The organism is Cloacibacterium sp. TD35 (genome assembly GCF_028864635.1).
Taxonomy (GTDB): Bacteria; Bacteroidota; Bacteroidia; order Flavobacteriales; family Weeksellaceae; genus Cloacibacterium.
Window position 1 is genome coordinate 350406 of the sequence record NZ_CP104850.1, and the last position, 25592, is coordinate 375997.

The 25592-nt window shown below is 33.8% G+C and carries 19 protein-coding genes; 6 read left to right on the plus strand and 13 right to left on the minus strand.

The features are described from left to right. Window positions 1–251: 251 nt before the first annotated feature. From N7277_RS01545 to N7277_RS01560, 4 genes are read left to right on the plus strand one after another with little or no spacing between them, the layout of a single operon-like run. Window positions 252–1010 carry a hypothetical protein gene (locus N7277_RS01545; protein ID WP_104793492.1) on the plus strand — a complete coding sequence of 253 codons (759 nt, stop codon included), beginning with the start codon at window positions 252–254 and terminating at the stop codon, window positions 1008–1010. Window positions 1011–1017: 7 nt separating this feature from the next. Continuing rightward, window positions 1018–1422: a DUF5675 family protein gene (locus N7277_RS01550; RefSeq protein WP_274780027.1), complete on the plus strand. Its 405-nt coding sequence runs from the start codon at window positions 1018–1020 to the stop codon at window positions 1420–1422. Window position 1423: 1 nt separating this feature from the next. Beyond that, window positions 1424–1636, plus strand: a complete 213-nt coding sequence (locus tag N7277_RS01555; protein WP_274780028.1) for a hypothetical protein — start codon at window positions 1424–1426, stop codon at window positions 1634–1636. Window positions 1637–1677: 41 nt separating this feature from the next. Beyond that, complete coding sequence (locus N7277_RS01560) at window positions 1678–1869, plus strand: hypothetical protein (RefSeq protein WP_104793489.1); 192 nt, start codon at window positions 1678–1680, stop codon at window positions 1867–1869. A gap of 127 nt (window positions 1870–1996) precedes the next feature. Here the strand turns inward: N7277_RS01560 and N7277_RS01565 are convergent, their stop codons facing one another. After that, window positions 1997–2422, minus strand: a complete 426-nt coding sequence (locus N7277_RS01565; protein ID WP_213188625.1) for a DUF6943 family protein — start codon at window positions 2420–2422, stop codon at window positions 1997–1999. Between the two features lie 1434 nt (window positions 2423–3856). Beyond that, window positions 3857–4627: a lincosamide nucleotidyltransferase Lnu(H) gene (lnu(H), locus tag N7277_RS01570; protein WP_077564604.1), complete on the minus strand. Its 771-nt coding sequence runs from the start codon at window positions 4625–4627 to the stop codon at window positions 3857–3859. A 1035-nt stretch (window positions 4628–5662) separates the two neighbouring features. Here lnu(H) and ere(D) point away from each other — a divergent pair. Beyond that, the gene (gene ere(D), locus N7277_RS01575; protein WP_095073170.1) at window positions 5663–6889 is read left to right on the plus strand and encodes an EreD family erythromycin esterase; all 1227 of its coding nucleotides are present in this window, start codon (window positions 5663–5665) and stop codon (window positions 6887–6889) included. A gap of 634 nt (window positions 6890–7523) precedes the next feature. Here ere(D) and N7277_RS01580 read toward each other — a convergent pair. The 3 genes from N7277_RS01580 to N7277_RS01590 form a co-directional block, all read right to left on the minus strand. After that, a complete protein-coding gene (locus tag N7277_RS01580; protein WP_274780029.1) occupies window positions 7524–8336 on the minus strand; it encodes a hypothetical protein in 813 nt (270 codons plus the stop codon). 10 nt (window positions 8337–8346) lie between these two features. Further along, window positions 8347–8868 (minus strand): hypothetical protein, encoded by a 522-nt coding sequence (locus N7277_RS01585; RefSeq protein ID WP_274780030.1) that lies wholly within the window; start codon window positions 8866–8868, stop codon window positions 8347–8349. Window positions 8869–9148: 280 nt separating this feature from the next. Next, a complete protein-coding gene (locus tag N7277_RS01590) occupies window positions 9149–10789 on the minus strand; it encodes a phospholipase D-like domain-containing protein (protein WP_274780031.1) in 1641 nt (546 codons plus the stop codon). 90 nt (window positions 10790–10879) lie between these two features. On the opposite strand from N7277_RS01590, the gene N7277_RS01595 reads away from it, so the two are divergent. After that, complete coding sequence (locus N7277_RS01595) at window positions 10880–11089, plus strand: helix-turn-helix transcriptional regulator (RefSeq protein ID WP_274780032.1); 210 nt, start codon at window positions 10880–10882, stop codon at window positions 11087–11089. A 275-nt stretch (window positions 11090–11364) separates the two neighbouring features. Here N7277_RS01595 and N7277_RS01600 read toward each other — a convergent pair whose 3' ends face one another. The 8 genes from N7277_RS01600 to N7277_RS01635 all read right to left on the minus strand — a co-directional run bounded on the left by N7277_RS01600 (window position 11365) and on the right by N7277_RS01635 (window position 25523). Then, complete coding sequence (locus N7277_RS01600; protein ID WP_274780033.1) at window positions 11365–12009, minus strand: SOS response-associated peptidase; 645 nt, start codon at window positions 12007–12009, stop codon at window positions 11365–11367. 145 nt (window positions 12010–12154) lie between these two features. Then, window positions 12155–14332 (minus strand): hypothetical protein, encoded by a 2178-nt coding sequence (locus N7277_RS01605; RefSeq protein WP_274780034.1) that lies wholly within the window; start codon window positions 14330–14332, stop codon window positions 12155–12157. Between the two features lie 172 nt (window positions 14333–14504). Beyond that, window positions 14505–15620: a S41 family peptidase gene (locus N7277_RS01610; protein WP_274780035.1), complete on the minus strand. Its 1116-nt coding sequence runs from the start codon at window positions 15618–15620 to the stop codon at window positions 14505–14507. A 634-nt stretch (window positions 15621–16254) separates the two neighbouring features. Beyond that, a complete protein-coding gene (locus N7277_RS01615) occupies window positions 16255–17520 on the minus strand; it encodes a Y-family DNA polymerase (protein ID WP_274780783.1) in 1266 nt (421 codons plus the stop codon). Beyond that, on the minus strand, window positions 17520–17987 hold the full coding sequence (locus tag N7277_RS01620; RefSeq protein ID WP_274780036.1) for a LexA family protein: 468 nt from the start codon (window positions 17985–17987) through the stop codon (window positions 17520–17522). The genes N7277_RS01615 and N7277_RS01620 overlap by 1 nt, the downstream gene beginning before the upstream one ends. Window positions 17988–18914: 927 nt before the next feature. Next, window positions 18915–22124, minus strand: coding sequence for a type I restriction endonuclease subunit R (locus N7277_RS01625; protein ID WP_274780037.1), 3210 nt, complete (start codon window positions 22122–22124; stop codon window positions 18915–18917). A 9-nt stretch (window positions 22125–22133) separates the two neighbouring features. Continuing rightward, entirely contained in the window at window positions 22134–24254 is a 2121-nt protein-coding gene (locus tag N7277_RS01630) for an ATP-binding protein (protein ID WP_274780038.1), read from the minus strand. 18 nt (window positions 24255–24272) lie between these two features. Beyond that, the gene (locus N7277_RS01635) at window positions 24273–25523 is read right to left on the minus strand and encodes an SIR2 family protein (RefSeq protein ID WP_274780039.1); all 1251 of its coding nucleotides are present in this window, start codon (window positions 25521–25523) and stop codon (window positions 24273–24275) included. Window positions 25524–25592: the final 69 nt, after the last annotated feature.

Here is a 25592-nt window from a genome sequence, read left to right on the forward strand (position 1 = left end):
AGTTGACTTAGGTGTGGTATACTGATATCAAATTTAATTATTTTCTAAATACACTAATTGTTATAAAAAGCTCTAAATCCGCTAAAAGTTGTGTTTACAACAGAAAGTATCGTTTTCCGCTAAATGTGGGTAGAACCGCTTTATTATTTGCTTTGGGGGGTTAAATTCTCAAATTTTGTCATGTGAATTCGCGAAGGTTTGAACAGGTGAGCCTCATCATCTGAAAAATAAATCTAGTAAAAAGTAAAAAAATGGCAAGACAAAAAAGTATTATCAAGTTAGATGGTACCATTGGTGGTATCACCTTTTACAAATCTAAAGACGGCTACCTCGCAAGAGAGAAAGGCGGTGTATCGGCGGAAAGAATTAAAAATGACCCTACCTTCCAGAGAACCCGAGAAAATGGTTCAGAATTCGGGAGAGCGGGAAATTCTGGGAAGGTTCTCAGAAATGCAATTCGTCCGCTTTTGTTAAGAGCTTCTGATTCCAGAATGGTAAGCAGATTGACCAAAGAAATGGTAAAGGTTATCCAAATGGACCAAACTAACCCTAGAGGAGCTCGTAACGTGATTGATGGCGAAGCTATCCTTTTAGATGGTTTTGACTTCAATATCAATGGGAAGTTGGGGAACACGCTTTTCGCACCGAAAACGGTGGATATCACCAGAACCAGTGGTTTATGCCAAGTGAACATTCCAGCTTTTACGCCAACGGTGATGATTGCTGCTCCTGGGGGAACTACTCATTTCAAAATTGTAACAGCTGCAGCTGCAGTGGATTTTGAAAATGGTGTTTTTGAAACTCAGATGAATGAGTCTCCAGTTCAAGCGTGGAATGAAACGGCAACGGACGAGTTCATTTTGGATAATGAATTAACTCCGAATAGCCCTCACCCCATCTTCTTGTTTTTGGGAGTAGAATTCTTCCAAGAAGTGAATGGAGAAAAATACCCATTGAAAAATGGAGCTTTCAACGCATTGTCGATTGTGAAAGTTGATACACCAGTGTAAAATTTACATGGAAATCGTATTGGAAAGGATGTATTTTCCCGAAGGAACGAACGGCGTTTTAAGCCTAAACAGCAAAGAAATTTGTAAAACAATAGAATTGCCTTGGCGAAATAATAAAGCTCGAGTTTCGTGTATTCCAGAGGGAAAATACAAAATCCGAAAGCGTTATAGTGCAAAGTTTAAGTGGCACTTGGAGTTGATCAATGTAAAAAATAGAAAATACATTCTTTTACATCCAGCAAATAACGCTTTGAAGGAGTTGAATGGTTGTATTGCTCCGGTAAGTCAAATTACAGGAGAAGGTAGAGGAAATGAATCGAGAAAGGCTTTTGAGAAGCTCAAAAATTTGGTTTTCCCTTATCTAGAGAATGGTTTTGTAGTTGAACTCATTGTTACCAAAAAAATAAAATAGTATGAAAAAATTAGTGCAAAGAATTCAGGAACCAACGCCAAAGTTTTTCCGCAAGCTTAGAAACATTGGTTTAGCCTTAACAGCTGTAAGTGGTGTTATTGCGACCGCTCCTGTTTCGCTTCCAGCTTTGGTGGTGAGTGTAGCAGGATATTTGGCAGTAGCTGGAGGCATTGCTTCGGCGGTAAGTCAAGCTGCAGTATATCGTGATGATTAGCATTTTTTGGTCGATGGGTATTCATTTTATATTGATTTGCTATGAATTACGTGGATAACTCGACAAAATTTAGCACTGCATTTGGGACGGTTTTAAGTATATTTGTTAACCTACAAGCCGAAGATATTCTGAAGACCATCATTCTTGGATTTTTGGGTGGTGTATCGAGTTTTGTAGCAACACTTTTGGTTAAGAGATTACTCCAAATGATGAAAAAAAAACCTAATCCTTAGTTGTGGTGACTATTTGGATAAAAAAGAGCCTCTCCGATTTGGAGAGGCTTTTTCGTTTATAAAATTTGGTAGAAAATTTTATCAATCTTGAAAAATTAAAAAACTCCCCGAAGGAAGTTTTAAAAATTTACATCGATAAATAGTAACGTCTAACTAAACTATCACGAAGTTCTTTTACTGCTTTTGCCTGCTGTTCAATTTTCTTTTCTAGTTCCCATGTAGATTTGATTTTAAGTGTCATTTCTGGGTTTTGGGAGGATTTTTCAAGAGCTGGAATAATAAAATTGCGCATCAGTGTTTTTAGTTCAGAAATACGAAGCATTTCAATAACACTTCCGCACAAGTAAGGATGGAAAAAGCCATGTTTCCAGAGGGCGTAAAATGTCCAGTAAACATTTTCCATTTCTTCTAAGCTGCTGCAGTATAAAATAAAGCAGTTCGGACAAGGTTCTTGGAGCGGTTTTCCAGCATTTCTGCCACGGTTAAGAATAAAAATTGCGGTTTTTGGCGTAGCCTGTTGTACATCGTATGTACGTACTTTGAAATTTTGCATAACTCGGGATTTAAAAGTTATGCTTCGCAGGAAAATTTCTAAAAGAAAAAAAAGAAAAAAAAAGAAAGTGTTCAATTCTACAGGAGGGAAAATGCGATGCAATATTTTTTTGAAAAAAGTATGGGCGTTTTTTGCTTTTCACGCACATAGTTTTTTCAAAAAACCCTTTATGGGCTAGATATTGTCAGCGCATTTTTCCCGGACGTATACCTTTACTTTCTTTTTTTTTATTTTTTTGCCGAGGGACGGCATCCTATTTTTTGACGAAAACGCTGAAAAACTGTGCACGTTCTTATGATAACGTTACCAATGGGAAGAAATGGCAAAGACAGTGGTGTGCCCTTTGGCTTAGTTGAGGGAAAAGCACACGACTGTGCGCGGTTCATTAGTCAGCGCATGTGAGGCAGGAATGAAACGGACCTATTTCCGTGAAAGGAATGCCGAACATGGGCTGCAGGAACTTGGGAAGCGGTGGGAATTGGGAATGGTGCTGTAAAAACGGGGTAAACACTTCGTGCAGAAAATGGTGGGGTTCGACAAGCTCACCCACCGAAAATCTTTATTTGGATAACTGCCTGAAAAAGCGGAGGGAAAGACAGTGGTATTATAGCTGAAAAAAATTGCTTTTTGTTGGCGTTATCAGATGGCGCAGAGCATAGACCAAATAAAAGACTTTGACAACTATTATGCTTTGTGCCGTCTGATAATATAGCGGAGGGAAAAAGTGATTTTTTTCAGCTCTAATACTACTGTGCGCGGTACTGGAAGCTGACCAATGACAAAAAAATCTTTTTCTTTTTATAAAGATTTTTTTGGCAGTGGTTTGCTGGAGGTACTGGAAAAAGAGAAAACGAGTACACCATTTTCTAAACTCCTATAAAAGGGTGGCGGGGATTTGAAGGTGTTCATTGTGGGACTGCTCTACTAAATTATAACCAAGCGAGCGGTTGGAAGGTGTAGCGCATAAAGGCTTTGACTGTTGCTAGGAAAGCATTTAACATAATGCCACATTATAGGGACTATGTAGGGATGATGGCGGAACCCTTCGGCAGGCTCAGAGCTGGCTGGGTGGAGACAGCTCTCTGTAGCTAGGCAGTGCGTATAATGTTCATTATGTTACTTGCTGCGGACAGCGGTGGTTTTGGGACTTTAGAATGTTAAAAAAACACTAAAAGTATTAGGCTTCGGAGTGAATGTTTTTATTTTATTATTGTACAAAGATTTCAATTCTGGCAACGTTTTGCGGCTTTGCGAAGGAGCGGATTAGAAAGACTAAACTTTCAATTTTGAACTAACTTAAGCAAAACCATTTTTTCTATTTGCTAATTTACATTTTAAAAGCAAATAAAAAATGGTTTTGCGGATTAAATGCACAAACCTTGAATTAACCACTTAACCCGCTCTTTTGCAAAACCGATGTTGGCGGTAGTTTTTTTATCTTATTTTGTGTAGGATTTCTTTCAGTTTGGGTTCAATATTTAGTTCATCAAATAGTTTTTCCGATAAATTTAATGAGTTCTCAAAAGCCAAAATGATGTTTTTGGGATTTAAATCTGATGTTACTTTTTTATACGCTGAATACCAAATCGTGTCAATGTCCTTTTCGAGACTTTTAGTCGGACTTTCCCAATGTTGCGTTTTGCTTGTTCTTGCTCTTATAAGCCAAAGCAAGTATTTCTGCACATTTGATAAACTGTGATGAGCGTGAGCAAATTCTTCTCGTTTAATCAAGTTGCTTGTTGTCAGTACAACATTCAGTAATGATTGGCTTAACCACAAAATATTTTCATTTGTTATTCTTTCAGGCGATTTCGTTTTGATTTGATTAAGCGTTTTCCTTAAAAGTCCATCTTTGTCGGTTAGGTTCATTTGGTCAAAATCGCTAAATTCAACAATTCCGTCCCAAGATTTGATAATTTCAATTTCCTCCGTTTTTAAAAAATGGAATTCTCCTCTGACCATATTCTCGAAAATAGCAACTTCACTTCCATATTCGTTTGTAAAATATAAAGCCAAAGGATGAATTTGATTTACCCATTTTTCTGTCGAGAAATTTTCTTTATTTTTCAAGAAGATGTAAAATTCGATGTCAGAATATTTGTCTCCTTCGTTTTTGGTAAATGAACCATACATAAAAACGGCGGAAACATTTTCGTCTTGTTGAGCTATATATTTTGTTTTGTCAATCATTTGTAACTGTGTCATTTTTCTAATTTTTAAATGTTGATAATAGAAATTTTCACTACTTTTCGAAAGCAATGAAAAAGTTTTACGTTGTTTATTTTGGACAGTTACTTATAGCTTCATCGGATTATACTTTTTTATGTTCAACATTCTGTTTGGTAAAATTACCGCCAACACTCAAATAGACGAAGTAAAATTGTAAAATTCTTATAATCAAGGAAATATTCGTTTGTAAATGATTGTAAGTATTTATTTTGTTCGTTATTTGAGTTTTTGTTTATTAGTTCTTAACAAATTTATACAAAATAAATTAAGTTAAAAAACTGAAAATGTATATTTTGTGTTAAATGTGGAAAATTCATAAAAAAATCTATCTCTGTTTAAAAACCGAGCTATCGGGCAACGGTAGTTTTGAAACCTTGATGATGTTATAAAGAAATTAACGTTTTAGTTTGTTTTAAGGTTACGACTTTGTTTTAAGGGAACGGATTAAAATTCCGCGCCATCGGGTGATGGCGGAACCCTTCGGCAGGCTCAGGGCTGGCTGGGTGGAGACAGCTCTCTGTAGCAAGGCAGTGCGTATAATGTTCATTATGTTACTTGCTGCGGAGAGCGGTGGTTTTGGGACTTTAGAATGTTAAAAAAACACTAAAAGTTTGAGGCTTCGGAGTGAATGTTTTTATTTTATTATTGGACAAAGATTTCAATTCTGGCAACGGGAAACGCATTGGCGAAGTGGCGGATAAATTGGACAAAAAGTTCAATTTAGCGAGAACGTAGCCGATGTGTTTCCACAGAGCTAACTTACAAATAAAAAGCGAATGTGGAACACATTCGGCGGAATAAAATGCAGAAACTTTCAATTTAGCACTTAACCTGCCATTTTGCCAATGCGATGTTATGTGAAGGAATTTTTAGTATCTTTGTATTCAAATAATTCACATTTTATGTATTTCAGCAAGCCTTGGTAATTAAAAATTAAAGTAAATTATTAAATCGTCTTTTTGAGACGGTTGCTATTTGGTACGTTAATTTTTAATTTAAAATAAGGTAATAATGAAAAATATAAAACCCTTAACTTTTCCGTTTAATTCGGAAAATAATACATCCATAAAACAAAGTCTTTTTCGATTTCGAGAATATTTTGATTCTTCTACAATTGTTGGTTTAGGCGAAAACTCACATTTCATAAAAGAGTTTTTTACATTCAGGCATCAAGTTATTGAGTTTTTAGTAACTGAATGTGATTTTGACACCTTGGCATTTGAGTTTGGTTTTTCTGAAGGATTAGAAGTTGATAAGTGGATAAAATCACAAATTCCATTCGACGATTTGGATAAGTTACTGTCACACTTTTATTATCCAAATGAGTTTAAAGATACTTTGCTATGGCTTCGTCGGTATAATCAAGACAATAATAATCAAATTACCTTTTTAGGTGTGGATATTCCTAAAAATGGAGGTTCTTATTTTCCAAACTTTCGTATTGTATCTGATTATTTGCAAAGACTTTCAATCGTTTCTTCTGATGTCTTACAGAAGATTTTAAATCTTGCTGAGAAATTTGATTTCTATTCGACTTCTCAGCTTGCGTTAAATTTATCGCTTTTTGATGAAGCTGAACATAATGAATTAAAAGCATTGCTATTAAAAGTTTACATTCGTTTGATTACTCTTCAACCAAAATTAGAAAGTTTAGAATTTCAATCGATAGTTCATCAAGTTAAAGGCTTGATTTATATGAATTATAATGCTGATGCTATGGAAAGTTTCATTACTGAAAGGGGAATTGAAGGAGATATGGGAGCAAAAGACCAGTATATGGCAGAAAGCATTGATTGGTTTTTGAAAAATTCACTTGGTAAAAAGATTATTTTGGTTGCCCACAATGCTCACATTCAAAAAACTCCGGTAGATTTTGATGGATTTATTAGTTGTTATCCAATGGGGCAAAGACTTTCGATGACTTTTGGAGAAAAATATAAAGCATTTGCAATAACTAATCTACGTGGAGAAACTGCGGCATTGTATCCTGATAATGATTATCAATTTGGCTTTAGGGTTGATAAATTTCCACTTGATTTTCCAGAGTCGGATTCTGTTGAATTTATTATGCAAGAATTTGGAGGAAAAGAATGCTGTTTACTAATGAACAGAAGTACAGAATTAAAAAATTGTAATAAGATTCGATTTGATTCGATGTGCCTAAAAACTGAAATAGAAGAAGCTTTTGACGGAATTTTTCTAATAGAAAAATCAACTGTTTCAGAAGTAGTGGATTGAGAATTTATAAATTTAATTTCGAAACGGCACTTTCTTTTTGGAGGTGCCGTTTTATTCTTTCACATAACGGTTCGGCGGATTTGCGAAGTCCCAAGAAGGAAGTTTGCTTCCGTTCTTGGGATTTAGCAAATTCACAGATGTGCGAAGTTCGCGTAGCGACGAGCAACATCTGCGGATGTAATCCGCCGAACCGATGTGGCAAAAGGAGCGGAGCGGATTTTGCCACATCACTCAAATAGACGAAGTACAATTGTAAAATTCTTATAATCAAGGAAATATTCGTTTATAAATGATTGTAAGTATTTATTTTGTTCGTTTTTTGAGTTTTTGTTTATTAGTTCTTAACAAATTTATACAAAATAAATTAAATTTTAGGAAGTCACGAATTAAAAATCCGCGCCATCGGGTTTTGGAACCTTGACGATGTTATTAAGAACTGAACGTTTTAGTGTGTTATAAGGGCACGACTTTGTTTTAAGGTCAAGGATTAAAAATCCGCACCATCGGATAAGCCGCATTATTGTAGTCAATAAAAAAGAAATGCCCTATGTAAAAACCCATCAATTTGCCAATTGAAAATATTTAAAATTTTTCTTGTTTCTTGACATAGAATATGTTAGCTGATGCCCTTGTTTTAAATGCTTATTATTGAATTTGCAACTCTTTTTTCGCCTCCAATTTGTGTTGTATAAAAGCGTTGCTCTATTCCCCACAATACAAACTTTAAATCATCATCATTTTCAATTTTAAACTTTCCATTTTCGTAAGCTACTTGGCCATATTCGTTCGTATAATCATAGATTGCTATCTTTTCATCGTCAGTAAGTTTATTTAAAGTTTCATTTACTAATGCAATTCTTTTTCGATTTGGAATAGTTACCAAATTGGCAGAGAAACCTTCAGAAACTTCTAAAAAATCAGATTGTAAAAATGTTTCAGTTTCAGCCTCAGTTGCTTCTTTGTAAAGCTGGTCCATTCCTTTAAATATTTTTTGAGCTGCGGTTAATTTTTTAAAATATAAAGTATCATTATCCTTATTATATATTGCGTCAGCGAAAGAATTAATTGTTATAATTGGTTTTTCCGTTTCTAAAGTTAACTCATCAATTGAAAACCATTTTTTGCTTATAAAAAAACTTGAATTTATTATTTGGAAAAAATATAGGTTTGCCTGTATTGTGCAGATAAATGATAATTTCTTTAAATCAGCTTTAGTAATTTGATTTAAATCAACAGTATTTAATTCTTCAGTCAAAAAGTTTAAACAATATTCGGTTTCTGAGAAATTTGTTACTTGATATAACTCTTCATCTTCAATTAAAGTTGCTGGATTATAATCAATACCATTTAAAACTAAATCAGCAGTATTATAAACCTCTTCTTCAGTTTCAATTACTCTAAACAAATTTTGTTTTCTTTTTACTTTTCCTAAAATATAATTTGCCATAATTTATTGGTTATAAGTCTATGAATGTATAATTGTTTATTCTTTTTAAATTTTGAAATCCAATTTCTCCAGGTTTCTTTAAATGCTTTCTTGTAATTAGAAAAATTTTTATGTTACTATTGGTTTTTAAAAAATAGAAATGGTAACCAAAAAGTAAAAAAATTGGATTAAAATATAAGGTTTGAGATAAAAATGTAAATACATAAATTATTAAGAATACAACAATTAGAGTTGGAATATCATTTATTCCAAGAGAAACGAAAAAATATCCTAAATAAGTAGGTAGAAAATTATTGTTTGCTAATTCTATCTCGTTTACTGAAGAACTTGGTAATTGGTCTTTAGGTAATTTGTATGCAATTAAAAAACTTAAAGCTGTTAGAATAATTGGAATTAAAATAAATATTGACCAAGAATAATAAATATTGTAATTATCTAAAATGTTGAATTTGTATTTTTCCTTTATTAGGTATACAACAACAATTAACCAAGTAGAATTAAAAGCTAAGAATAATTGATAAATATATTTCATTCTAATAGTTTGAATTGAGTCGTTGTTTGTTTGCAGTTTCAAAAAGGGTTTCCGCTAACTCTCAAATAGACGAAATATTATTATAAATTTTTATAATCAAATAAATATTAGCTCGTAAATGATTATAAGTGTTATTATGAGTTCGTTATTTGAGTTTCAGCTTATTAGTTTCTAACAAATTTATACAAAATAAATTAATTTAAAAAACTGAAAATGTATATTTTGTGTTAAATGTGGGTAATTCATAAAAAAATCTATCTCGAGGGAGATAGATTTTTGTTTATTTTTTGAGGAGTTTTGTTTGGTAGGTTTTGTCTCCGATTTTTAGGTTGATGAAATATAGGCCTTTTGGATATGTTTTAAGGTCTATTGGGGTGTCTTTTAGTTGGGTAAAGTTCTTCTCTAGGATTTTGTTCCCTGCAACGTTAAAGATAATATAAGAGCCACTTTGGTTGGCTGTACGGCTGTCTGATTTGATGTAAGCGATATCAGCAGTTGGGTTTGGATATGCAATGAACTGATGATTTGCTTGTGCGAATTCTGTGGCATTGAGAACGCCTCCTGCGAAATTGTAGAGGTAAGCAAATGCTTGGAAATATTGGTCGGTCACAATTTTGTCGTGAATGATGAGGGTGTTTTCGTCATTTCTGGTTTCTGCGGAAGTTGACCAGTTGTGAGAACCGGTTAAGACTTGAGGGTCTGAACCTGCATTGTAATTGTCAACCAACATGAATTTATGGTGGAGGATTCCAGAGCCTGAATATTTAACCACTTTGTTAGTGCCAATGGCCGATTGTAGCGCTGCAAAATCATTGCCTGTTGGGTTTTGGCTGTCGAAAACTGCATTGATGGTTGATAAGCCTGTGTTGTATTTATTGATTAAAGCATCGCGGATATCGTCTCTTGTGATGAGCATATCTGCAATTTCTATGTCTGTATTGGCTGAGTTGATTACGTTTATGATTTTGGCAGTCACCCCATCAGAAGGGCTGAAATAGGCATTGACTACTTTTCCCCCAATGACGAAATTGTGAGGGGTATTGTCGGTTTTATAAGGTCCGAATTTTGATATGGTGGTATTTGGTGTGAGGGTATTGGAACCCCACATTTCTTCGAACTCTGTTTTGTAGGCTTGGGCTAATGCTTGGTCTTGAATGGCGATGGCATTGTTTTTATCGGGTCCATCAATTTGAACGGCTGTCCAGTTGGTAGAACCCGTCCATACCCAAGGGGTGTTCGGGTCTGAGCTGTCGGCATCGAAAATGACAAATTTGTTGTGCATGATACCATAGTCAGAAGTTGTAGGACTTGGTAATTTTGGAATGGAAGGATTGAGCAAAGGTATCATGACACTGGAAGTGCTGCCGTCATAGATTACTCTTACATTCACCCCACGAGAATAGGCATTGTTGATTGCCCCTGCAATTCCATTAGAACTATCTGGAGAGTAGCTGTTGTAAATGGCAATATCTAGGGTGCTTTGGCAGGCGTTTATGTAATCGATTAGTTTGTTATCTAATTGATCTGCCAAGTTTACTGCGTTCTGATACTGTGCTAGTGTATTGTTTACGGTGTGGTTAAAATAGACATTCATTACTCCTGTAGAAGCTGATTTTGCAACGATGTAATTGGCTTTAGCTGTTCTGGAAGTATCGTCATTAAAGGTATATTCTAGTTTGATGACCTGTGCAGGATTTAGGCTATCTAAAACGAAAGTGTTTTGGTTGAGGTCTCTGGCAACTCTTTTTGTAGTTTGGGTTTTAATGTCAAAAGCTTTGAGTGAAACGCCTTTATTGAAGGTAACTTCAATTTTATTATCCTTGTAGTTTAAGGTATAGTCGTGTTCTTGAATGGTCTGAGCTTGGGAATTAACCGCCAATAAAACGGTGGCAAAAAATAAGTTGGTAAAAGTTTTAATCATAAACTGGTATTTTTACAAATTTAATCATTATTTCGATTGGCAGAGATATGAAATAAAATGGTTATTTTTACTTTGAAATACGAACGAAAGATGGAACTCACCACAACAGAAAAGAAAATCATTTCCTTGTTGAAAAAGGGGCAACAACAGACTGAAATAGCTGAATATTTTAGAAATAATAAGAGCTTTAATATTAATTCACAATCTGCGGTAGAAAAATTGATTATGGGGCTAAAAAAGAAGTATGGCGTTAAAACCATGTTTCAGTTGGGTGTGGTTATTGGAACATCAAAAATTTGATTTCTCAATTAATTTTTTTTAAATTTGGACTTCTTTATTTTAATTATGGGAAAAAATTATGGGCTTAGGCTCATGGTTACCACTCAATTTTTTGGGTGGTTTTTTTGTGGGTTTTGGAAAAAAAAGCTCCGAAGGTATGAGGTTCGGCTTCGACAAGCTCAGCCACCGGGCTTTACTAAGAACAGTTTTTGAGGGGTAAGCTCCCCCAGCCCATCCTAAAGGAAGGGAGAAAGATGGGTGTAATAATTTGATTTATTAATCAATTTAATCAAAGATTAAAATAAGGATTGAGCTTCTAGGTTGGTGAGGTTTTCTGCGGTGAGTTGGGGATTGTAATTTGGGTAGAGAAAGTCTTCTACTGGGATATCATCAAGCCAACGGTATTGGATTTCTTGGTTTAAAAGAATTGGCATTCTGTGTTTGGTGTTGTGGATTTCTGCCATAAGTGGGTTGGCTTCCGTGGTTCCTATGGTACAGGTAAGGATTTCTTCATCGGTTGCTGGGTTTATCCAAATGTTGTACAGTCCGCCAATGGCAAAGATTTCTTGGTCTTTGATTTTGATGAGGTAATTGTCTTTTCTTTTTCCTTTGTCGTCTAACCATTTCCATTCGTGGAAGGCATTGACTAAAATGAGGCAACGATTGTTGGTGTAGTTTTTATAGGTTGGCTTTTGGTGTACTTCTTCCATTCTAGCATTAAGGGTTTTCTTTGCGAATTCGCTGTCCTTAGCCCATGATGGGAGGAAACCCCACTGCGCTGCAATGATGTGGTCTGTATCGTGGTCTAAAATCACTGGTAGTTTTGGATTGGCAAAACCGTTGATTTTGTCGTCTCTGGTGTAATCGTCTCCAATGTATTCTGCTTGATAGGCTTGTTCTAGTTCTTTTGGGGTGGATTTTATTCTAACGTAGTTGCACATGGTGGAAAGTTATCAGTCAAAAGTAGTGAATTTTTGAGTACTATGTACTTTTGGTTTTGGTAGTTTGAAATGGAGAAAAAAACTCCGAAGTTGCAAAGTTTGGAGTTTTGCAACTGTTAAGATATTTAGCGGTAGTTCTTGTTTATCAAAGTGTTGAAACTTGTTTGTACAAATCAATTAAGTGAAACACTGACATATCAATTAATGGTTCATACATAAATGCATTAATATGTATATTTTCAGGCGTCATCAAATTTACTTTATCTAAAATTTTAATATTAATATGGTTAGGATTAACTCTTTTGAATTCTTGAAACAAATTATTCATTTGATATGAAGAAATTTGAGTTAAATCATAACGAGGTAACTCCCTAATTAAGTATTCTTCAGCTTTTAATCTTGTCGCGATAGCTAAACAAATTTTATTTTCAAGTTTAATTTCATCTACAGAAGGTTCGTTAGTAATACTATCAGCTGTGGTTTTAATTAAATCTAAAACATTTTCGGCGCCAAATGAAATTGTTTTGCCTGATAATTTTGGTAGTTTAGAAATATAAATATTAAAGATGTTATTAGCAGTTAATGTACTAGTATTACTTTTTATGTGAAGACAACTTGTTAATAAATCATACTCTGTACATCTTTTGGATTCTATATATTCAATAATATTTCTTACAAATGCAATTAAGCTTATAAAAATCTTTTTATCACTATAATTTTTAAGGAAATGAACAAATACGTCTTTGCGATATTGACCATTGTGGAGTGAAATCTCTTTATTGTCGTTTTTAGTGGCCATAAATACTACATCTTTACCTAAATTTAATCTAGAGGCTATAGTTCTATAAAAATCAAAATTATGTGTTAGAATTATCATTCTAAATTTGTTTGATAAACTTAAATCTTTAATGTATTCAATAATTGCAAATTTATTTTTGTAGTCGAAAGAATCAGCAATATCATCAAATATAATTATGCATTTATCAGGATTTGATTTTTTAGATTCTATTTCGAATAAAAATTGTAGAATAAAGTATGCTCTTTGTTCACCTTTACTTAGAATACTTAATAAATTTTCCTTTTTTTGTCTGATAGGAGTTTCATTTTTTTCCAAATATTCAAATTCTAAATTAGCTGTGTCTTGTTTAAGAACTATATCTTCCTGATTAGTTAATATAACTTTAAATGGTACATAGAACCTAGAATTGAATGTTTCTATAATATCTTTCCAAAGCATAAATTCTTTTTTTGCTTCTGAAATAATCTTTTGTAGTTCAGACTTCAGTTTAGAATAAAATATGTTTAATTCTTCCGCTTCAGTTTTTAATTGAGATAAAGAATCAATCCATACTTTTTTTCTAAAGCCTTCGTAATCTTTAAGTGATAACAAAATTAGATTATCTTTTTCTATTACTTTTTTAAAAACTCTTAATTCAGTATTAGCTCCAATAGCTTTATCAACTTGGTCGAACGATTTTTTTAATTTTTCGTCATTAATAATTTTTTCAATTTCTTGAGTAACTATATCTTTTAATTTTTGAGAGTTTTTAATTTCAGTTCCGTCGTCTAAAATAAATTTGTGTCCTGCTTCAAAGAAAGTGTTATCGTCAATAGATTTTAAAATTTCATTAGCTTGATATGTACCAAATGAATTATCACCTTTTAGCTTAAAGAAACTTGATTTGGTTAAGAGATTCTTATAATCAGATACGTACTGATCTAATATTTTAGAGTTCTTTTCTAAAAATTTTTTGACATTGTTCTTTTTATCAAAGATATCATTGTATCTGAATTTATGTATATCGTATTTATCAGTTAGACTGTTAATATTTGCTTCTAAAATTTCGAAGAAATTTTTATCATTTCTATTTTCGGTGAAACAATCTATAATTTCTCCTTCACAATCTGAACTCTGAGAAATAGATTTCAATTTCTTAATGAAATCTGATTTATGAAGATTTAAATCTTCATAAATTTTATCGTATTTTTCTTTTAGTTCTTTACTAGCTATGAAATTAGTAATTTTATTAGATGCATCATAGTTATTATCTTCTGCATTAACGACAAGAATGTTTTCAGGATTAATAACATTACCATCAACTACAATGTCATATTTAGAAGATCTGTTGTATATTCTATCTGAAGGAACATTTTTTATGTCATTTTTTGATACTAAATCAAACGTTCTTGAAAAAGAAGTTTTCATCGTTCCGTTAGGAGCATAAATTAGGAATGTATTAGAATTATTAGAAGTAAAATCAAATTCAAATTTCAATTTACCTATTCCGAAACAATTTTCTAAATCGATTTTTAATTTATCCATAAAAATTTATTTGGTGATTAGTTTTTTTAGAATTACGGCTAACGTTTTGCCGCTTTGCGAAGGCGGGGATTTTTAGCACTAAACTTCATTAGATGCACAAAGCTTGAATTTAGCAATACACTGTCATAGAAGCACGAAACCCCCGCTTTTGCAAAACGGCTGTTGTAGGCAGTTATTGTTTTTCGCTTATTAATTTTAATGCATATTCTAAGTAAATATTTTCATTATTAATATATTGATTTATTGTTGGGATTACTTCGTAATTGGGTTTTACTCCACTTCCAAATGGTAATTTTGGTTCAACATTCATCACAAATTGTAATGCTGGGATTTCAATGGTTATTTTGGAATTTGGCAAAGTTAAATCTTGACTATATCCACTCGTATTTCCATAATAACCTCCGCCTGTTTCTTGTCCAATAAATGTTGCTAATCCTTGCGAATACATCATATTTGAAAATTCGCTACCGCCAGAATATGTTATTGGACTAATGAGAACATACACATTACCTTTAAAGGTGTCTTTTGGTGCTTTTTTGTATGCCATAAGTCCGAGACCTAAATTATTTTTTCTTTCAAGACTTCCATCTTTCATTTTTTTGTTTACAAAAATTCGTTCTAAAAATCCGAATACTTTAAGTTTTATCGGTTTGTCAATTCCATTATTAAGGATTGCTTTTTGAGTTTTGACTCTTACTTTAGAGTATTTTTGGTAATTATCGCCAAAATAAGAATATAACAAACCTTCATTTCCTTCAGTTCCACCGCCATTTTTACTAACGTCAATAATCACATTTTTAATATTATGTTCTTTTATTTCGGAAAAACTTTGTTTCAAGAACTTTTTTAATGTTTTATATTTGCTTTCTCTTTTAATTATGTCGTTTGAGAATGTTTGAATATCCAAATAAGCTGTTTTTGCATTTATAATTTTGAATTGCAAAGGTTCATTTTCAGTTTTTTCTTTGTCAATATTGTTGTTCTTTTTTAGGTTTTCATTAATTTGACTAATTGACAATGAATTAATTGTGATAGGCTCTGTAATTTCTTTGAATTTCACTTCATATTTCTCAATTATTCCATAGTAGTAAAAATAGTTTTTAGAAAAATTAAAGCCACCCAAATCACTGTATTTTACAGATTTTATGTACCCATCTGATGCAAATAAAATTCCAATTTTTGTGACAATTTCTTTGGGTGTTTCTCCATTGATTTTTTCAATTTCAAGATTTTCAATTTTTGCAGAATTATTTGAAGCATTTTTGACACAATATAACTTCTCGCCCAAGAAAACCACAGTTAAAGGTAAAAATCGAATATTTTCATTTTTATTGGTCTGTTCTTTAACTTCTTTTGGTAAAAAAATGTCTGTGTGGTCTTCTCTTGATAATGCTACTAATGGTGCGATTATTTTGTGAAATTCATAAACATTAAGGTCGTTTGTGATTTTGTTTTTCGCAGTTTGGAAAGCAAAATCAACGCTGTCTTTTGGGGTGTACCAGTACATTCCAGAATGAAACTTGTCCAAGCCTTGATACAATAAATCTAAATCTCTATGAAGTTTCTCCTTTGCAATTTTGGGAAAATCTCCAAAATTCTGAGAATACGTGGTTTGTATCAGTAAAATTAAAAGTATAAATGTCGATATTTTCTTCATTGACGGGTCGTTCTGTATAATTGCCTACAACTCATAAATATACGCAATTAGATACTAATTTATTGATATAGAACAAAATATTCGTTTGTAAACAATTGTAAGTATTTGATTGGGGTAATATTGAGTTATGCTTATTTGTTTTTATCAAAAATAAACAAATTTTATGAATAAAAAATATGGGAAGTCAGAATTTTGATGGAAATTGATGAAAATCATTGAGTTTATGAAATAGACACCCCTCTAAAAGAGGGGAACTGATAGTGTGTTATTTTGCTTTGACTTTGATGATTTGGTGGAGGTCTGTGGTGTAGCGTGGAGAGAGGTTCTTTTGGTTCATCTTCCAGGTTCTTTGGACGTCCATGGAGCCGAGCTTGATTTTGTCTGCTCCTAGTCTTTTGTTCATCACGTCTATTACCTGCATGATTGGGCGGTGTTTGGCGTGAAGGTCTTCATCAAATAATGAGGTCATTCTCTCGGTTTCGGGAACGAATTCTGTGACCATCACCCCTGCTTTTTTGTATTGGAAAAATGGCAGGTAGATTTTTTCCAGTCCTTGCAGTGCTGCTTTGGAAATTTCAATAGCGGAATTGGAAGGATTGGTTAAGGTGATGGTGATGGAGTTGCTGTATTGTTTTAAGTCCAGTTTGAAACGGTCGGTCATAATGAAAACGGTCACGTATCTGCAGCATGATTTTTGAGCTCTTAGTTTCTCGGAGCATTTATAGGCGAAGGTAGAAACTCTTTCTTTCAAGGTTTCTAAATCGTCTGTTCTTTTGTCGAATGTTCTGGTGGTGGCGATTCCTTTTTTGGGTTTTGGAATGGTTAGGTCGTATTGAGGTATTCCACGTAATTCGCGGTGCATTCTTAGTCCGAGGATTCCCATTTCTTTTTGGACGAAAGCTTCTGGCAGTTGGGTAAAGTCCCAAGCGGTTTTGATGCCTCTTGCCGAAAATCTTTCGTAGTATCTTCTCCCGATGCCCCAAATATCTTCTAGGGGGAACCATTTTAAAGCTTTTTCAATTTTGGAAGGTGTATCAATTATATAAACGCCATTGGTTTTCTCGGGAAATTTTTTTGCAATTTTATTGGCCACTTTCGCCAAAGTTTTTGATGGTGCAATACCGATACTGCAAGGAACATCAAGACCTCGTAGAACGGTTTCCCTTAATTCTTCGCAGTGTTTCTGTAAATCGTAATGCTCGTAACCGTGGAAATCTAAAAAAGATTCATCAATGCTGTAAACTTCAATGTCTTTGCAGAATCTACGGCAAATATTGGTAATTCGGTTGCTGATATCACCATATAAAATAAAATTGGCGGAAAAAACGGTAAGCCCTGCTTCTTTTTCTAGGTGTTGGATTTGGAAGTATGGTTGCCCCATCTTAATTCCCAAGGCTTTGGCTTCGTTAGAGCGTGCAATGGCGCACCCATCGTTGTTGGAGAGTACCACAACGGGTTTGTTTCGCAAGTCTGGGCGGAAAACCCTTTCGCAACTTGCATAGAAGTTATTGCCATCGATTAAGCCGTACATTATTTTCTTAGTTTGTGTAGGTTCCAAGTTGCCACGCCCCAAAGCTCGAAGTCTGTGTCTTCGTTGATGTCTATATCTGAGTAATTGGGATTCTCGGATTTTAGTTTTATTTTCTCTAATCTTAGGGAGTTTTCTTTGTATTTTGGTTTGTACCTTTTTACATAAAATTCTCCTAGGTAAAAGACAACTACTATATCATTTTCTCTCGGGAATAGTCCTTTTTGGACGATGAGGATGTCGCCATCAAATACTCCAATCCCATTCAGTGAGTCACCTGTTACTCTTGCAAAGAAAGTGGTTTCTTTGTCTTTGATTAAGAGCTTTAATAGGTCTATGGTGTCTTCGGGGAAGTCTAATGCAGGACTTTCAAAACTGCCATAACCACCAGCTTTTACCTTGGCTGGAAGGACTGGAATGATTAGTTTTTCTTCATTCTCGAGTTTGAAAAGTTCTATCTTGGATTTCATTTTTCAAAGGTATAAAATAAAGCAAAATGAATGAGGGGGTGTGGAAAAGTTTTGGTTGATGGGTGCTGGATGCTGGGTGTGAAACAATTTTCTTTTCCCCTCCCTAAAGGGAGGAAAATTGTTTGGGGAAAATTTTTGCCCCGACCCTGACTTCGACGACGCTCAGTCACCGTGGGTGGAAAATTGGAAAGAAAAATTTTTGCCCCGACCCTAAAGGGTGAAATTTTTCTTAATTGTAAAGGGAGGAAAATTGTTTATTGTTACCTCAGCTTTGAAATCACAACGGAGGGTGCGTTGTGAATTTGGTGATGTGTTTTTAAGATTGATTTTGCACTATGCGATATAAATTAGCGAAATGAAGCAAACAAATCCATCGACTCCGCTCAGGATGTTGGGCTCTAGGAAGACTTGGACTAGAGACGGTTTTTGTGAAGCTGAGTGAGATAATGGTTACGGAAAGTTGAGTCACCGAATTGAGGAAAATTGTTATATTCGTTTTTAAGAACTTTTCTTTTATGGAAGGAATTTTGGAATTATTTTAGAGAGTATTGGGTAAATAAGCCTTTGGAGGTAAAATCATACTTGAATGAGTGGATGATTTGATTGCTAAGGGTGAGGTTTTGATGGGATTTGACTATTTATAAGCTCCGAAGTCTGGAGGCTAAGGAGAGTGGGGCTTCAGACAACATAATTTCAGTAAAAACTTCCTGTTTATTTTCCTGTGAAAAGCTACTCAGCATTACGTTGGCTTCGCCCAATTGTAAAGCAAAGTTTTGTATGTTAGGAAGTAATTTCTCTGTACTAAAAGAAAAATTAGGGAAGTTTTCTAATTGTCAAATAAAAGTCATGAGCCGATTAGGTTTTATATTCGGCTCATTGTGTAAGTTTGTCTACGAAAAAATGAAATCTGCTAATGCTATTCTTAGATTATTTACTCAACTCTTTCGCTAACATTTCTGCTTGTTTTAACACTGTTTCCGTAGCCAACGATTGCATATCTGGTGGATAACCATATTTACGCAATAATCGTTTTACAGCAACTTTCAGCTTTGCCCGCACGCTTTCTTTTATATTCCAATCGATGGTTGCATTTTGTTGGATGGTATTGGTTAATTCAACCGCAAGTTCACGTAACTTTTCTTGCTGAAGTAATTCTATAGCACTATCATTATTAGAAACTGCGGTATAAAAAGCATATTCATAAGATGTTAAACCAAGTTTTTTTGGTTCATCATCCATTTCGACAATATTCTTACTCAGCTTTATAAGCTCATCAATCACCTCTGCAGCTGTTAGAATTTTATTGTGGTAGCGATTAATTGATTGCTCGAGCATTTCCAGCAATTTCTTACTCTGTACTAAATTGGTTTTTGATCGTGATTTTATTTCATCATTCAACAACTTCTTCAAAACCTCTAATGCCACATTCTTGTGTTGCATATCCTTTAATTCCATCAAGAAATCATCCGATAAAATGGAAATATCTGGTTTCTTAATACCTGCTGCATCGAATACATCAATCACTTGATCGGATACCAAAGCCTGATCAATTACTTGACGAATGGTGGTTTCAATTTCTTCATCTGTTTTACCTGAACCCGTACTATCAAACTTTGCTAACCTTGCTTTAACGGCTTGGAAAAATGAGATTTCATCTTTAGCATCCATCGCTTGATCGTGTGGTATCGCAATAGCAAATGCTTTTGATAAAGCAGTTACTTCATCAATATATCTTTTCTTGCCATTTTCTAATCCTAAAATATGATCTTCGGCAGCTAATATCATCGACAGTTTTTTTGATGTGTCGGCATCAAAATAATCTTCATAATTGAAACCGTGATACATTGCAGAAATCACTTCAATTTTTTCTAACATTAGAGTAACTGCCTGTTCTTGTGCTACCGCCGGATCTCCTTTTCCTCCCGCATCCGAATAAAAAGCTAAGGCTTTCTTTAAATCGGAGGCTATACCCAAATAATCAACGATTAAACCACCTGGCTTATCCTTATACACCCGATTTACACGAGCAATCGCCTGCATCAAGTTATGCCCTTTCATCGGTTTATCGATATACAACGTATGCATACTTGGAGCATCGAAACCTGTTAGCCACATATCACGAACAATAACCAATTCTAATTCATCATTCGGATCTTTCATACGTTCGGCTAACATTCTACGTTGATCTTTTGTTGTATGGAATTTTGCCAATTCAGGACCATCAGAAGATGCAGAAGTCATAATCACTTTTATCTTTCCTTTCTTCAAATCGTCCGAATGCCATTCAGGTTTTATAGCAATTATCGCATTGTACAAATCCGCCGCAATACGACGACTCATTGACACGATCATTCCTTTCCCTTGAAACACTTCCTGACGTTGCGTAAAATGATTGACGATATCAGCAGCTATATTTTGAACACGTTGTTTCCCGCCAATCAGGGCTTCTAACTGAGTCCATTTACTTTTTGCCTTTTGAGTGGCTGTTAAATCTTCCTGATCCAATTCATCATCTAACTCATCTACTAGCTCTTTTCCTTCTTCTGTTAGTTTTACTTTTGCTAATCTACTTTCATAGAAAATACGAACTGTTGCTCCATCCTCAACTGCTTGAGCAATATCATAGATATCTACATAATTACCGAAAACTGCTGGCGTATTGACATCCGTACTTTCAATTGGTGTTCCTGTAAAACCTAAATAGGTAGCATTGGGTAAGGCATCACGCATATATTTGGCAAAACCGTACACGATTTTTTTACCAATTACATTTCCGTTCTCATCCTTATCATCAACCGTTTTCGCACTAAAACCATACTGTGTACGGTGGGCTTCATCGGCAATTACAATAATATTTTCTCTGGTAGATAAAGTTTCAAAAACGTTTCCTTCTTCCGGTTGAAATTTTTGTATCGTCGTGAAAATTACCCCTCCAGAATTTACCTTCAATAAGTCTTTCAATTGCTTACGATCCATCGCTTGAACAGGATCTTGACGCAATAATTGTTTCGAAGCCGCAAATGTGTCAAATAATTGATCGTCTAAATCATTACGGTCGGTTATTACTAAAACCGTTGGATTATCTAATGCCAATACAATTTTCCCTGTATAGAACACCATAGACAAAGATTTACCCGAACCTTGTGTATGCCAAACCACACCCCCTTTTCGGTCACCTTCAGGTTGGTTTTTCACGCCTGGTAAACCGTAGCTTTCTGGGGATTCTTTTACTAGATAATCTGAAGTTTGCTTTGAGATAAATCCAGAAGCTCTTTTTGTAGATTCTACCGCACGATTTACGGCATAATATTGATGATAGGCTGCTAATTTCTTTACCGTTTGTACAGTAACAATTCCATCAGCGTCTTCTTTTTTAAATTTTTCGAAAACCACAAAATGTCTGACCAAATCCAACAATACGCTTGGTTGCAACATTCCTTTAATCAATGTTTCTAATTGGCTGATTTGTTTAGAAGCTTCGTTGATACCATCTGTAGTTTTCCAAGCCATAAAACGGCTCAAACCTGCCGAAATGGTTCCTGCTTTTGCTTCCAAACCATCAGAAATAACCGAAAAAGCATTGAAAGTAAACAATGATGAGATCATTGTTTTGTAGGTTTCTATTTGGCGGAAGGCAGACTGAATGGTGGTTTTATCATCCGTAGCGTTCTTTAATTCAATCACAACCAATGGTAAGCCATTGACAAACAGAATAATGTCTGGTCTTTTATTGACTCCGTTTTCTATGATTGTGAATTGATTGACTACTAAAAATTCGTTGTGTAACGGATTTTCGAAATCAATTAAAAACACACGATCCCCTCGTTCCTGTCCATTCACCCGTTTGGTCACCGGAATACCTTCTGTCAATAAACGATGAAAGGTTTCGTTATTGGATAACACATCAGGCGAAGCAATACGCAAAATTTGCTTTACAGCATCTTGTTGTGCATCTACAGGAATATTAGGATTTATACGGCGAACCGCATTTTCCAATCGTTGTTTTAGCACCACTTCTTCAAATGATGTTCTTTCCAGATTTCCTGCATCAGGAGCTAAATGAACGCCATTGATATAATTATATCCCTGGTGTTTTAATAATGTTATAGCGAGTTGTTCGATTTCGTTTTCGGTCATGGTACAATATTATTTTTCTGATTCTCCTTCACTGTCATTTTCTCCTAACCAACGGCTAACTGTTTGTTCGTATGGTATTATTTCATCACCTAACCAATTTTCAATATATCTAGGGTTATGACTGTTAGGAGTTGGATAAACATCATCAATTCTAACTTGTATAGGTGCACGTACACAATCACCTGTGATAATTGCATGTTGCTGTGGAATAACTGGTAACTGGTCTAAAATATCGGCATTAGCACTAGAAACTAAACCACGAATATATTTTTGATCTTCTGGATTTTGTAGACGATGAATAATGAATGAATTACATTGCGATAAAACTGTTTTTGATAATTCAGATGGTCTTTGACTACTCACAATTAATGAAATTCCATATTTTCTCCCTTCTCTTGCTATTCTTTCAAACACAGTTTTAGCTACTGAATATTTATTCTCAGCAATATAATTTTGAGCTTCCTCTAAAACTATGACAATGGGATATTTTCCTCTGTCCGCAGGAACAAAATATGAAACAAACTCCAATATAATTCTTCCTAATAATGCTGTAACCGTTTCCAATACTTCAAATGGAAGTTGAGAAACATCTATAATATTTACTTGATGGGCTCTCGTTTTATCATAGACTGTAGAAGTATCATTATATTTCTTAATAAAATGTTCTTCTGTTTCTTGTGAAAAAACATTATTATAATCTCCTAAAAGAAAAGCTAGAAATTGTGGTAAGACATTTTTATTTATTTCTTCTGTATTCTTTAACATCAAAGGAATTGCCATTCTTTTATCGTTTAAAAAACTGTTCATTCTTAAACGTAAAGTAGAGATAAATTCATTAAGCCTCGCGTTTCCAGAACCTTCATTTTTTATAGCTGCATCTAAAAATTTAGTACACAATTCTTGATAACTAAAATATATTGGTAAATCTATATTTTGAGAGCTTGTAATTTGTGTTTCTGTAGCTTCTTCCATCAATACATTTAAACGATCTTGAATATTTCCTATGATTGGCGTTTGTAATGCAGCATTATTAAAATTTATTTCTGCTCCTAAATTTGATACTAAGTCAGCCAGTTCATTATCAAAAGGTCTTATAGCTTCTGCAATATTTAAGATTTCATTATTTACCAACCACTTCCATCTACCAAAATCTTGATATCCTGTTCTTTTCTTTATATCTTCATTTGAAAATGTTCTTATACTCTCCAAATCAGCTGTTAAATTTAAAGGAAGAACCAATCTAGCAATACTTTCTTCACTATTTTTTGCTAAACCAATTGCACTATTTAATAACGGAGCTTGAGTAGCATCACTTGGATTTAATAAAGCTCTAAAATCTGACCAATTCATTAACCAATAAGGAACCTGAACATTATCTTCACCACCATAATAGTTTGCATTAATTAATTTCAATTCTTCCTTAGTCTCAGGTGTCATCTTTTCAAGAATTTCATCATTAGGTAAAAAGGCATCTTTATATTCTCCATTGGTATCGAAAATTACAATATGTGCATTTTTTAACGAACCACCATTGTAATCATATTTGAAAAGATTTCTAAGGATTGAAGTCAATGTACAAGATTTACCTGAACCTGTATTACCTAGAATTGCAGCATGCTTAACAAAAAATTGATCTGGTGAAATCTTTACCTGATAATCAGAAAATGCTGGTGATGTTCCAACAGGAAGATAAAAATCTTTTTCAAATTCTATTTTATCCTTGTCGATCTTATCATCAAAAATATGCTGTAAATCTTTTTCAGTAACGTACCAAACTGGATTATCTAATGTTGGAAAGTTATATACGCCTTGAATAAATTTCTCGCTATTCCCATTTTTTGAAATTGTACCCAACATCGTAGCCGAAATATATCGAGCGGATGTTGGTAAAGATATTGAAGTTGAATTCTTACCAAATTCAACCTCTTCTTTCATTGTTACACGGGTAATTAATGCAACCACTCGATCTGCACCTACCGGTATAATCAAATAGGAATTAATACGAGCTATTTCATAAACATCCAAAACTCCACTTTTATATGTTCCTCTAAGGTCTTCCTCAATTTTAATAAAAACTCTAAAATTATCTACTGAAAGAACTCTACCTATAATTCTATTGTTACTACTCATAAAAGGCTGTTTTACAAATTAAAAAGGTAAATCATCGGGAGCATCTGAATCTTGTTTAGTATTCGAATCTGATTCTACTATTTCATCTTGCGTAATAATATCATTTTCTTGAACATCTTGATCATTCTTTTTGGTAGGATAAATTTTTTCCATTGTTTCCGCCACATAAACTATTTCATCCTCTTCATATAAATCAGGCATAATTTTATCTACAAAACCTACAAAGGTTGATTGATCTGCAACTGTCTGATCTAAAATAATAATTCTTCTATCCCCCAAAGCCTTTAATTTTTCTATTTCTGATTTAGGATCAGCTGTTGGAGCAAAGTTGGCTATAATTAAAGTAAAAGAAGGAATAGATAATGCTTGCTTAATAATATCATTTATATGCTCATCATAAAAAGAATATCCTACACAAATCAACACTGATTGTGGCTGATTAATAGCTTGAGAAAATTGTCTGAATAATTCCGAGTATGGTAAATCAAGCGTGAAAGATTTTTTACTTACACATGGATAAATCATAATTTCATTATTTTCATCAATAGTAAAATTATCATTTAATGGAATCTCTTTAATTCCGTAAGTATTGGATACATTAGGTGGTGTAGAAACCCAAGATAATGAACCATGCATTTTATAATATCTTAAGACCTTTTCTGCTCTATGTACTTTACCTATTGCACTTTGCCCAGGGTAATACAAATCGTAGTCATATACTTCTGGTCTAAAGAATCTGTTATGTACTCCCATAAAACCATTTATATAGTGCACTCCTAAATTATCTAAAGCATAATCAAATGCCATATCATAATTAGTTGTAAAGAGGTTTGCTCTTCTTAGATGAACAGGTCTTTGTAACAGTTTCTTGACTAATACCTCATGATAATGATATCTGTTTTTCTGAAGCTTTGAATCAGATGTATAATATTCATTAATGGTTGTTTTATTCGTATCACATTGTTGAAACAACCACTGTTGCATTTTAGTAATTGATTTATTTATATCACAAACACATGTACCTTTTTTCTCTCCAAGATATCTATCTGCTTGTAAACAATTGATTAAATCTTCAAAAGAAGGCTCTGCATCTTCTCCAAAATAACGAGTTATTTCAGTTGAACATTGATCTTTTAATGATTGGGGAATTGTTCTAATTACAGGAGCTCCTAAATGAAAACTTGAACCGGCACCGAATAAGAAACTAACATTTTCTAATTCAAGATATTTTTTAACTTTTAGTTTAATACTTTCAATTGTTTCTGTCATGATTTGTTTAATGGATTTCTTAGCTTTGGTTAATAGCATTAAGGAGCTGAATTGGCTAACAACTCCTTT